Annotated in this window: 11 protein-coding genes and 1 tRNA gene; 5 read left to right on the forward strand and 7 right to left on the reverse strand. The window is 70.3% G+C overall.

Annotation, left to right across the window (positions count from 1 at the left end; all coding sequences use genetic code 11):
• Both HZS56_RS35645 and HZS56_RS35650 read left to right on the forward strand, forming a co-directional pair.
• A partial coding sequence (locus HZS56_RS35645; protein WP_216724956.1) for an FUSC family protein occupies positions 1 to 1,398 on the forward strand: 1,398 nt, incomplete at its 5' end.
• A gap of 286 nt (positions 1,399 to 1,684) precedes the next feature.
• The gene (locus HZS56_RS35650; protein ID WP_216724957.1) at positions 1,685 to 2,425 is read left to right on the forward strand and encodes a hypothetical protein; all 741 of its coding nucleotides are present in this window, start codon (positions 1,685 to 1,687) and stop codon (positions 2,423 to 2,425) included.
• Positions 2,426 to 2,908: 483 nt separating this feature from the next.
• On the opposite strand, the gene HZS56_RS35655 is transcribed toward HZS56_RS35650, so the two are convergent.
• From HZS56_RS35655 to HZS56_RS35680, 6 genes are all read right to left on the reverse strand, one after another.
• Positions 2,909 to 3,835: a hypothetical protein gene (locus HZS56_RS35655; protein ID WP_216724958.1), complete on the reverse strand. Its 927-nt coding sequence runs from the start codon at positions 3,833 to 3,835 to the stop codon at positions 2,909 to 2,911.
• A 307-nt stretch (positions 3,836 to 4,142) separates the two neighbouring features.
• Positions 4,143 to 4,571 carry an NUDIX hydrolase gene (locus tag HZS56_RS35660; RefSeq protein WP_216724959.1) on the reverse strand — a complete coding sequence of 143 codons (429 nt, stop codon included), beginning with the start codon at positions 4,569 to 4,571 and terminating at the stop codon, positions 4,143 to 4,145.
• Positions 4,568 to 5,203: a dTMP kinase gene (locus HZS56_RS35665; protein ID WP_216724960.1), complete on the reverse strand. Its 636-nt coding sequence runs from the start codon at positions 5,201 to 5,203 to the stop codon at positions 4,568 to 4,570. The genes HZS56_RS35660 and HZS56_RS35665 overlap by 4 nt, the downstream gene beginning before the upstream one ends.
• Positions 5,200 to 6,228 carry a radical SAM protein gene (locus HZS56_RS35670; RefSeq protein WP_216724961.1) on the reverse strand — a complete coding sequence of 343 codons (1,029 nt, stop codon included), beginning with the start codon at positions 6,226 to 6,228 and terminating at the stop codon, positions 5,200 to 5,202. Before HZS56_RS35670 ends, HZS56_RS35665 begins: the two co-directional genes overlap by 4 nt.
• Positions 6,229 to 6,430: 202 nt before the next feature.
• On the reverse strand, positions 6,431 to 6,850 hold the full coding sequence (locus HZS56_RS35675) for an ATP-binding protein (protein ID WP_216724962.1): 420 nt from the start codon (positions 6,848 to 6,850) through the stop codon (positions 6,431 to 6,433).
• Positions 6,851 to 6,947: 97 nt separating this feature from the next.
• On the reverse strand, positions 6,948 to 7,532 hold the full coding sequence (locus tag HZS56_RS35680) for a hypothetical protein (RefSeq protein WP_216724963.1): 585 nt from the start codon (positions 7,530 to 7,532) through the stop codon (positions 6,948 to 6,950).
• 195 nt (positions 7,533 to 7,727) lie between these two features.
• Between HZS56_RS35680 and HZS56_RS35685 the strand changes: the two genes are divergently transcribed.
• Both HZS56_RS35685 and HZS56_RS35690 read left to right on the forward strand, forming a co-directional pair.
• Positions 7,728 to 9,035, forward strand: a complete 1,308-nt coding sequence (locus HZS56_RS35685) for an NsdA family TPR-like regulatory protein (RefSeq protein ID WP_216724964.1) — start codon at positions 7,728 to 7,730, stop codon at positions 9,033 to 9,035.
• Positions 9,032 to 9,601: a GNAT family N-acetyltransferase gene (locus HZS56_RS35690; protein WP_308408234.1), complete on the forward strand. Its 570-nt coding sequence runs from the start codon at positions 9,032 to 9,034 to the stop codon at positions 9,599 to 9,601. The genes HZS56_RS35685 and HZS56_RS35690 overlap by 4 nt, the downstream gene beginning before the upstream one ends.
• A gap of 253 nt (positions 9,602 to 9,854) precedes the next feature.
• Here HZS56_RS35690 and HZS56_RS35695 read toward each other — a convergent pair.
• Positions 9,855 to 9,941: transfer RNA gene (locus HZS56_RS35695), tRNA-Leu, on the reverse strand.
• Positions 9,942 to 10,357: 416 nt separating this feature from the next.
• Here HZS56_RS35695 and HZS56_RS35700 point away from each other — a divergent pair.
• Positions 10,358 to 11,128 carry an ABC transporter ATP-binding protein gene (locus HZS56_RS35700; RefSeq protein ID WP_216724965.1) on the forward strand — a complete coding sequence of 257 codons (771 nt, stop codon included), beginning with the start codon at positions 10,358 to 10,360 and terminating at the stop codon, positions 11,126 to 11,128.
• Positions 11,129 to 11,251: the final 123 nt, after the last annotated feature.

Raw genomic sequence — 11,251 nt, forward strand, 5'->3', positions numbered from 1 at the left:
CACCCCTCCACCGTCGGCCCCTCCGCCACCGGCCCCTCCGCCACCGGCTCCTCCGCCACCGGGCGGGACGCCTACGTGGCCGTGCACAGTGCGTGGGCGGCGCTCGACAACGCCCGGCAGGGGCACGGCGAAGGACCCGCACCGGAGCCCGCGCCCCGGCGGATGACGCTGTACGCCCTCATGACCGCGCTCGAGTCCCTGCTCGACACGGTGCAGAACGCGGCGGAACGGGGCGGGGCCCCGGTGCCGCCCGACCGGGCCGTGTGGCTGCGGGCCGCGGCCGCGGAGATCGCGGCGGGCCGCGTGCCCCCGGAACCCTGTCCCGGCGGCCGGTGCACCCCCGGGCAACTCCTGGAGACCGCCCGCGGCCTGTGGCCGGTGCCGCTGCCGCCCCGCACGAGCCTGCTCGCGGAGCTGCGCCGCCTGCTGTCCCGTTCCTCCCCCGGCCTCCCGGTCGCCCTCCGGGTCGGGCTCGCCGTCGCGGTGGGCACCGTGCTGGGTTCCGTACTTCCGCTGCTGCACCCGGCGTGGGTGGCCGTGGGCGCGGCCGCCGCGCTGCAGGGCGGGCCGGGTCAGCAGCCCGCGCGGCGCGCACGGGCCCGGTTCGCGGGAACCGTCGCCGGGGTGGCGCTGACGGCCCTCGTCTTCCACTCCTACCAGCCGGGCACCTGGGTGACCGTCGCCGTCGCCACCGTCGCGCACGCGCTCTCGCGGGGCGTGCCGCCCGGCGCCCTCCTCGCGCGCACCCTGCTGAACACCCCGGTCGCCCTGCTGCTGGTCGCCACCGCCGTCCCGGACGGTCTCGGCCGGCTCGCCGCCTTCCGACTCCTCGACCTGACCCTCGGTCTGCTGCTCGGGGTGGCCGCCGCGGTACTGCTCGGCGGTGTGCCCGGGCGACGGGTGTGCGCGGCGGTGGCGAACGCCGTGACGGCCACGGGGACGGCCGTGCGGGAGCGTCTGCGGACGGGATCGGTGCGGGTCGACTGCGAGGGGACGGCCTGGCAGCGGATGGCGGAACTGTGGGACATGCACGCCGCCGTGCCCGCCGAGGAGATCCGCACGACCGGCACGGCGGACCGGCTGTGGCCGGCCGTACTGGCGGTGCGCCGCCTGCTGTCCTGGACTGTGCTCGGCGGCCCGCTGCCGCCCGACGCCGCCGACGCCCGCCGGGCGGGGCGGCACCTCGAAACTCTGGCGGAGGCGGCACGCGCGGGCCTGCCCGGCTCCCCCGCCCTCCGTCGGTCCCTGTCCGGACGGCCGCGGAGCCCGGAACCCGCACACGATCCGGAACTCCACCGGAGACTGACCGCCCTGACGGACGCCCTGGCGCACCCGGCACCCACGGCGGTGCATCCGGCACCCACAGCACCGGCCACCGACCGCACCGGCCCGGACTGAACCGCGGCAGTCCGGCAACCGGAGATTTTCCCAGTGGTCGCGAAACAGCCGGGCGGGTGTGGCCTGTTCGACGGTGATGCCGGTTGCAACCCGTCAACCAGCACCTCGGGGGGGATCGATCTTCACCCGGGAGGTGTTTCGTCGGTGAATTCGGGCTGAGCTCCGAGGACCCGGCATTCCGCAGAATGTGAACCCTCCAGGACGTGCGCACGTAGGACAACGTGAAGCAGCCGGCGCAATGACGCTTGAGTCGCCTGTCGTGTCCAGGCGAAGGAGGTCAACCAAGGTGTCCACACCGATGCCCATACCGGGCGCCACCAACCGATCCGGTAGCGGGGCGGGGCGACAATCGTCCTCTTCCCCGTCCGATACCGAGCCGTACAGCGAAGCCAGCCTGCCCGGCGGTGTCCAGCTGCACGTGCACCTGACAGACCCGCTCAACGGGCCCTATATCGCAGCAGACGGGCTACTGCCTGGTGGGCCGAACGGCATCAATATGGCGGGAGAGCCCGATACCCGTAATATCTATGTGCTGACTGGCGAGTTGCGCGAAACCAACGACCTGATCACCGGCTACTTTCCCTGGGGTGCCGAAGCAGTCGGGGTCCTCAGCGCGGCACATCCCAGGCACGACGAAAACTTCCCGAACGGCGGCTCGGCAAGTTACGATTCCGCGGCGCCTCCGATCAGGGCTTTTTCCTCTCACAGGGGAGGATCCGGTCCTTATTCATTCACCCTCCCCATAACACGTGAATCCGCTCGCGGTATCGCCTCCTTCGTCAACTTTCATCGCGGTCACGGCCAGGCGCGGCTGACTGAGCGCGAGGTGGTCAACCGCGTCCGGGGAGAGCTCAGTCGCAACTTCAACGTGCAGACCTCGACGTCATCCCATTCACACAGCCGAATGCCGTCCAACGTCGCTGACTACCTTCCGCAGAGGAGAGCAAGCGCAAGCTCAGGTTCGTCTGCTTCCCAAAGCCATCGTCATAGGGGAGACAGGCCTCAACGCAACCGCGGTCGCAGGTGATCTCGGACAGGCCGGGACGGCGCGTGGAACTTCACCCAGGGAGCGAACTGCCAAGCTCAGCACTGCTTCCGGAACGTGACAGGCATGGCTTCCAGGACCACGAGGTCCTCTACGTCCCGCGGCCCAAGGGGGAGACCGTCCGTGCCGACGCATCGTGTCTGATCCGTCCGCCCTTGGCCCACTGCGTGAGAGTCCCCGGGACGGACCCGAGGAGTTCCTGAACCTGCTGGTGCGGCTGACCGAGGTGCCGGACCCGCGCGACTCACGAGGGGAGCGCCACCACGTGGCCGTCGTGCTCGCTCTCACCGCGTTCGCGGTGCGGCAAAGCAGCAACAGGTTCCCGACTGACGCGACGCCGACTGCACGTCGGCCTGGTTGACGAATCCCAGCGAGGCCAGGCCCTCGCAGACGCTGCCCTGGAGACCGGTTCCCTCGACTGGCTCCGCGCCGCCCTCGGCGAAACGAAGCGCTGACCGGGCCGTCCTACGGAGCAGAGGCCGGCCGCTTGGTGCGCGTTACCTCACCACGGCTTCGGCGTCGCAGTCGTCGCAGTAGTCGCACAGGGAGCTGCGGGCGCCCGGACCGTACCTGTGCGTGATCCTCTGGCACTTCGCGCACGGCCCGCGGGTCACCGGGGCAGGTGCGGACAGAGTGGTCCGGCTCGGTCACCGGGGGCGCAGGGGCAGCCATGATCAGTCCGTTCCGAGGCAGCCGCACACCAGTCACCTCGAACGCAGAAGAGAACACGCCGGGCAGGTACCGAGTGTCATACCCGCCCCCTGTCGTGTCGGTACGCCCACCTCGACCCGGCCGGACGGCCCCTGCTGCGACGCGCAGCAACAGGTCAACGGGCGCATCCGCACCCTCATGGAACAGCCCTCCGACGACCGGCGTGCCGCCGCCTACCACGAACTTCTCCTCCAGTGGCCCGAGCGCGGCACCGGCTGCGACGCCTGCCGACTCACCACCACCGCCTGACAGCGATCGGCCCATCTTGTTGACCCAGGCCGCGACCGTCGCCTTGCTGAAGTGCTCCGTCGAGCGGACGTCGCAATGCGCGAACGTCGGGCTGAGGTAGATCTCCGGCTCCCGGTAGCAGTCCTGCCGGTAGCGCTGTTCGACGCCTGTCTTGTTCTTGATGCACTCGCGGGCGTAGGCGTCGAACAGGTATGGGGGCCCGTCGCCGTCGACGGTCGGGTCGATGTACGCCTGGCCCTTCACCCATCCCGGTGGCCACTGCTGATGGTTCTCGTTGACCGCCGCGGAAGGCTTCCGCGGCGGTCTTCCCGTCGTCATCCGGTCGAAGGTCTCCGTCTGCCACGGAGCCGTCCGCCGACCGCCCGGCCCCCACTTCACCTGGTGGCTGGTGACCTCGCCGGCCTTGTTCCTGCGCGCGTGCGCAGATGCCATGGGCCGGATGTAGAGGGGATGTGTTCCCAGTGCGTTCCCACGACACGAAAGAGGTACGGCGCCAACCAGCCGCCTTCTCTGGTCAGGCACCGTCAGGGTGACGGTGCCCGGAGCCGGACTTGAACCCGTATCGACACACCCTCTGACCTGCGGCGTTTCGCCTCGGTCCCCTCGGTACAACGCAAGCGTCCGGCCTCTCCCCTCTCTCGGAGGCCGGACGCACCGCTGCGGCCGAGGCTGATGCATCTCCCTCATACGACCAGCATCGACCTCGGCGTCCCGAGCTGAGCCGGCGACCGGCAGCGACTCACCCGCGAGTCAGCCGGTCCGCCAGGAGCAGCGCGAGGGGCCCGGCAGGCAGGAGAAAGCGCCCCTCCGTGGCCGCGGTGATGGCATCGGCGAGCGGCCACCAGGAGAGCTTGAAGTCGGCCTCTGTGTCGTTGAGCTCCTGAGGGCCAAGGGTGAGGCTCTCGGCGAGGAACAGGGATACGCGGGCGTCGCTGCCCAGGGTGACGGCGTAGGTACCGAGGTGCCGCCACGTGCGGGCGCGCACACCGGCCTCTTCCCGGAGCTCACGTCGGGCGCACAGCTCGGCGTCCTCGCCGGGATCGCGGCGTCCGCCCGGTAGGAACATCTCACCGTGTTCGGCGTTGCGGGAGCCGAGGACGGCGACACGCCCGTCAGTGTCAAGGGCGACGACAACGGAGGCGTCTTGAAGGCTCGGTGTGACGGTCATGTGCTCGCTTCCATGAGGTACTCGGTAATGGTGTCGGCGAGTTCGCTGGGGGTGCGGTCGTCGGTGTCGAGGATGACGCCGGTCGGGTCATCGGCGGCCACCTTGTCGAAGTTCTCGCGGAGCCTGGCGAGCCGTCCCGGGACGTTCATCATGGCGTCGTCGTCCTCGTTGAAGTCCTGCTTGCGGGACATCCGTTCCCGGAGTGTCTGATCCGTGCACCTCAGGTAGAACGTGCGATCGGGGGCGAGCAGGTAGGGGCGGAACGGGGCGAGGAGTTCTGCGACTTGGCGGAGCCCGAGTTCATGGACGGCGGAGTGGTAGGCCAGGACGGAGGAGATGTAGCGGTCGGAGACGACCGGGCCGGCGGCCAGCTCGCGGCGGATGATGTCGGAGGCGTGCAGGACACCGGAGAGGTAGAACGCGAACTGCGGCAGGGCCCGGGTACGGGCGTTCATCACGGGCGCCCACGGCATGTAGAAGTCGGGCACGGTGTGGAGCGAGCCGGCATTCAAGCGGGCAGCGAGCGTGCGGGCGAGGGTGGACTTCCCGATGCCGGAGATGCCTTCGAGGATGATGAACGGCCCGTTCCGAGCGGGGGCGCCCGGCGTGTAGGCGCCGTGCAGGGGGCTCACAGGGTCCCCTCCGTGAAGGCGGACAGGTGACGGGCGACGGCTGGCGCGGCGGCCCCCGGGTCGGCGAGGTGCGGTCGGATATCCAGGCGCAGATCGTCGCGGAGGAGGCACGGCTGGATACCGCCGGCGTGGTCCATGCGCAGAGACCAGAACCCTTCGACGCACCGGGGCTTGAGCGGGCAGGTTCCGCACTGGCCGACATGGTGACGGCCCAGGGCGCGCTGGATGATGTCGACCTCGACCCCGTCGATACGGAAGACGCGGCGGCCCTGGCCGACCCCGGCGATTTCTGTGCGCTCGTCGCTGGTCAGGGTCCGCAGGTGGTCGATGAGCGGTTCGGACGGGACGGCTGAGTCCCGGTGCCCCGTGTTGAAGTCGGTGTCTACGAGCTCGATGAACTGGACCGGGAGGCGACGCTCCAGGGCGTAGTCGAGGATCGGCAGAACCTCGTGCTTGTTCTCCCGCTGCAGGAGCGTGTTCAGCTCGACGCGCTCGAACATGTCCCGGGCCGCGTCGATACCGTCGAGGATCTTCCCGATCCCGAACCGGACGCCCGCGATCTCGAAGAGGCTCTCGTCGGAGAAGTAGTGCAGGCTCACCTTCACCTTGTCGAGCGGTGCGGTCGCCAGCCAGGAGGCGTTGCGGCGGATGAGGCTGCCGTTCGTGATGAGCGTGTACGAGCCGTCCGCGCCGACGTCGGGCAGATCGGTCAGGACGGGTCGGGCAAGCGCGGACAGAAGCGGTTCCCCGCCGGTGAAGTACACGCGCTTGAGGCCGGCCGCGATCACCTCCCGCAGCACGCTGGTGTAGTCGTCGGCGGTCAGCTCTCCGGGCCGGGGCCGTGCCTCTCGGTTCAGGCGGGTGAGCGGCGGGGGGACATCCCCCTCATTGTGGCAGAACCAGCAAGCTTCGTTGCAGAGAGGAGTGAGCGAGACGCGGAACTGTCCGCGCAGTGCGGCGAAGTTCCGTAGCGCGGTCCAGTCGGTCTCAGGCGGGGACACGGACGACAACGTCGGAATGGTCACGGGTGCCTCCTTGAGCACTCGGTCTTACGCACTGGGTAGGGCCCGGCGCACCCGAACGAGCACGCCGACCGGGCCCGCCCCGGGGCACGACGGAGGCGTAACCCCGGGGCGGAGTCAGAGGCCGGCGGCTACCGCGATGCCGGCGTACAGGACTACAAGGAGAAGTCCGAGGACGAGGACGTAGAGGACCTGTCGCCGCCGCTCATTCACGAGGGCCCCACTCGACGGCCAGGTCGGCCCAGACTCTTTTGCCCCACGGCATCGGGTCGACGCCCCACCTGCCGAGGCTCAGGGCCTCCACGATCTCCAGTCCGCGCCCGCTTTCCTGGGCGGCGTCAGCCGTACGGAGCACAGGGCGCTCGCGCGACAGATCCACCACAGCCACTCGGACCTCATTGGCGGCGAGACGGGTCACGATCACGCGAACCGTCTCGCGCCGGGCGTGCTGGACCGCGTTCGCAAGCAGCTCGCTGACGACCAGCTCGGCCGCGTCCCGGACACCGGTCAGCCCCCACACCTCCAGGGCGAGACCCACCAAGCGCCGGGCCCGGGCGGCGGACGCCGCAGTTCTCGGCAAGGACTGGGAGTAGGCGGGCAGCAGCCCCGTCCCGGTCTGGATCATGGCGCACGCACCAACCTCGGTCTGCCTGACGGAGCTCTGTCCGGCCGCCCCCGAGGGAGCGGTCACCACGAAGGCAGCCGGAGCGTAGGAAAAGGCCTCAGGCATCGCGGCGGCCCTTGCTGCGGACAAGGTGGGCGCGGCCCGCACAGGCCAGCTCGGCGACGCGCTCAGGCGGACACAGCAGCGCCGGCCCACTGGGCGGCGACACCCACCACGGGCCGCCCTCTTCGGGCTCGGTGCGCCCCGGGGCGGGCACGAGCAGGAGCGCCCGCTGAGGGCACGTCACCGCGCCCGGCAACAGAATCCTGAGCCGGGCCACGCGGGCGGGGACGAGCGCGGTGTACGAGCCCTTCTGCTGGAAGCCGTCCGGACTGTAGAACACCGGCCCCTGCTCCACCTCCTCGACGATGCGACCGGCGCACTCCTGGGGGCTGCTAGAGCCCAGTGCCGCGTGGAGGACGTCCGCCGGCATCGACACGGCCGCGAACAGGACTCCCGGCCGCAGCCAGGCTGCGCCACGCTCCTCCCACTCGACCCGCGCCTGCGCCCGTAACGGCGCCGATACGAGCAGCCAGTGCCCCGCGCTCAACGCGCGCTCCACCGCGGTGGTCACGACGCCGGCCGGTGCACTCACGGCCGGGACAGCGTCGACCGGACCGCCGGTCGTGTGTGTGCTCGTCATCGCTCAGCACTCCCAAACGGGTCTGGCTCGATGGGCAACGGCAGCGCGCTGGCTCCCTCACACAGCCAACTCCCTGAGAACTCGCCAGTCCGGACGTCCAGGCGGACTTTTCGCCGGACTTATCCCGACGGCCGGACATCCACCGGCCGTTCAGCCGCTACCGTCGATGTGAAACAGATCACTGGAGGTGCCGGGATGGACGTCCTGACGCCGTTCGAACAGGCATATATCGAGCACGGGTGGCTGAAACCAGCGGAGTTCTTACGCGCCTTCCATGCGACCGCCGACGTCCTCGGCGAGCCCGTTTCGGTGACGGACCGCCAGTTCCGCCGGTGGAAAAGACCCGCACCGCCGGCACCACGCGTCCGGGCCTGGCGCGTCCTGCACGCGATGTTCGGCGTGAGCCCTCACCTGCTCGGCTTCCCCGGACCACCACCAGGTGCCACCGTGGGAGGCGTACCGCTTCCCGCACAGAGAGGCATGTCACCCGTGGATCGTCGCGAGTTCATGACCGACGGCATCGGTGTCGCTGCTGCCGCCGCCCTGCCGGCCCACACCCGCCCCCTGACCCCCGTCAGCTCGACGGGAGCCGTCGGCACCGTCCACCTCCTCGAACTCCGCGAGGGCCTGCACTCTCTCCTCCAGCTCGACAACGCCTACGGCGGAGACGACGTCCGCAGCCTGGCCGTGCGACACCTCCGCCGAGTCCGCCGCATCCTCAACACCCGCACCTACCCCGGCACCATCGGCCGCCAGCTGCATCTCCTCGCCGGCGAGGTCGCCGAACACTGCGGCTGGCTCGCCTATGACGCCGACGACCAGGACGGCGCCCGCCAGCACTGGGGCGAGGCCCTGACCACCGCAACGGTCCTCAAGGACGCCAACCTCCAGGTCCTCGTCTTCTCCTCCATGAGCCTCCAGGCGTGCCACGAGGGCCGGCCCCGCGAAGGCCTCGAACTTGCCCGCGCCGCGCAGGAACGGGCAACGCATCTCGGCTCTCCGACACTGCGGTCGATCATCGCCGCCCGCGAAGCCCGAGCCCTGTCCCTCATGAATGACGGCCGCACAGCCGGCCAGCGTCTCGCCCAGGCCATGCACCTCATCGACCGCAGCACTACCGGCCGCCCTGCTCCGGAATGGGCGGCCTTCCACGGGCAGGCCGAACTGGACTACTCCCAGGGCATGCTCTACACCGAGCTGGGTCACCACGGCTCCGCCGTCCAGTTCCTCCGCGCGGCCCTCGCCCACCAGGACCGCACCTACGGCCGCAACCGCGCCCTGTACCGCCTCACCCTCGCGAACAGCCTCGTCCGGTCGGGAGACGCCGATGAAGGCGCCGCCCTTGCCGTGGATAGCCTGGAGCACCTGGAAGAAGTGGAGTCCGGCCGCGTCACGAGGAAACTTCGTGAGGTGACGACCCTGCTGCGACAGCACGACGCCGCCCCGGCACGCCAGGCCGTGGACGAGCTGACCGAGTACGCACAGATGAAAGGGGCGGCGTGACGCCGGCACAGTTGACCTACGAGCGTTTCGACGGCGAGGAAGCCGCGGGGCAACTCGACGCCTTCCTCTCCGCCTATGAGGAGGTGTACAAGGAGCCGCCGTACAGCGAGGGTCCGAGCGACGTCGCCGAGTTCATCCAGCACTACCAGGTCCACGTGCAGCGCCCCGGAATGCGGCTGATCATCGCCCGGGACGGCACGGAGGTCGTCGGCTTCACCTACGGCTTCCTCCTCCCGGCCGACAGCCCGTGGTGGGCCAATGTCCAGGACGTCGACCTGCCTGACGACTTCACCCGCGAGGACGGCAGCCGAACCTGGGTCACTCTCGAACTCGCCGTACGCGCCGGATGGCGGCGCCTCGGCGTCGCCAAGACCCTCCACACCCTGCTGCTCGAAGGCCTGGACGTGGAGCGCGCCACCCTCACCGTCCGCCCCGAGCCCGAAGCGGCACCCGCCCAGACGGCCTACGCGACGTGGGGCTACCGCAAGGTAGGCCTCTCGCACCCGTGGCAGGAAGCGCCCTTCTACACGGCGATGGTCCTCGACCTGCACCGGCCGGCCGCCTGACGGCCGAGGTCCCGCACAAGCTGACTGCGCCTCTTGGCGTGCCTGCCTCGGCGTCGCAGTGGTCGTACAGCAGGCACGGGCAGAGACGCCCGGCCTGGTCACCTGGGACAGGGGCGGTCGTGATCAGCCCGTTGTGCCTTGACGGCGAACTCTGAGCTGGTGCCGAGGAAGTAGCCGCCTGTGCACTCACGGTGCATAGAACGGAACGCCGGCCCCGTGGGGCCGTTGCCGCCGGTCCCCCGTGCGACAGCGGTGGTGCCCGGAGCCGGACTTGAACCGGCACGCCCTCGAAGGGGCAGCGAGGTTTAAGCTCGCCGTGTCTGCATTCCACCATCCGGGCAGGCCATGGGCTCCGCGTCGAGCGTCTTGAGCCTATCGGGGCGCGCCTCCCGGGCCGTGGGCGGGAGGACCGATGTTGTCTTATTTTATTGGCGCCTGAGGGATCATCAGGTTCAGCAACTCGCCATCAGCACATGCCAACAGCCTTGCGTGCGACGGCCCGCGGCGTATGCGGAATGACGGGAATTCACCGTGTCGGCCGGGACGCCCGACCCGTTCCTGTCCGGTCGGCGGGCGTCCGCCCCTGGCGGGGTACGGGTCGGGGCCGCCCGTCATCCGCAGGTATGACACCGGCCCCGGGCGTCCGACCGAAGTCGCCCCCCGAAACCGGAACAGCGGTTGACTACACGGCGCCGCGCGGACGGAACGATGGACAGCGTCCCCGAGCAGTACCGCCGCACCGACAGGAGCCCTCCCGTGACCACCGCACCCATCGCCGACCGCTCCACCCTCGCGGCAGCACGCGCTACGGAACTCTCGAAGATCTACGGCCAGGGCGAGACCCAGGTGGTCGCCCTGGACCGGGTCTCCATCGACTTCCGGCAGGCCGAGCTCACCGCGATCATGGGCCCCTCCGGTTCCGGCAAGTCCACGCTGATGCACTGCGTCGCCGGACTGGACAGCTTCTCGTCCGGCTCCGTGCGGATCGGCGAGACCGAGCTGGGCTCGCTGAAGGACAAGCAGCTCACCAAGTTGCGGCGGGACAAGATCGGGTTCATCTTCCAGGCGTTCAACCTGCTGCCGACGCTGACCGCGCTGGAGAACATCACCCTTCCGATGGACATCGCGGGCCGCAAGCCCGACAAGCAGTGGCTGGACTCCGTGATCGGCATGGTCGGCCTCTCCGGCCGCCTCGGGCACCGTCCCGCCCAGCTCTCCGGCGGCCAGCAGCAGCGCGTCGCCGTGGCCCGCGCGCTGGCGTCGCGCCCCGAGATCATCTTCGGGGACGAGCCGACCGGAAACCTCGACTCCCGTTCCGGCGCCGAGGTGCTGGGCTTCCTGCGCAACTCGGTGCGGGAACTCGGGCAGACGGTCGTGATGGTGACCCACGACCCGGTGGCCGCCTCCTACGCGGACCGGGTGGTCTTCCTCGCCGACGGGCGCATCGTCGACGAGCTGTACGGGCCGACGGCCGACTCGGTGCTCGACCGCATGAAGCGGTTCGACGCGAAGGGCCGCACCAGCTGACGGCTGCCGCGCCTCCCGCGCCTCGCCCCGCCGCGCCTCGCCCAGCCCCGCCGGAACTCCCCCCGCACCCCGCACACGGGAGGCTCCCCCGCAGCTCCCCCCCCCCTCACCGCAGCCTCCCCC

Source organism: Streptomyces mayonensis, assembly GCF_018982965.1.
Lineage (GTDB): Bacteria > Actinomycetota > Actinomycetes > Streptomycetales > Streptomycetaceae > Streptomyces > Streptomyces mayonensis.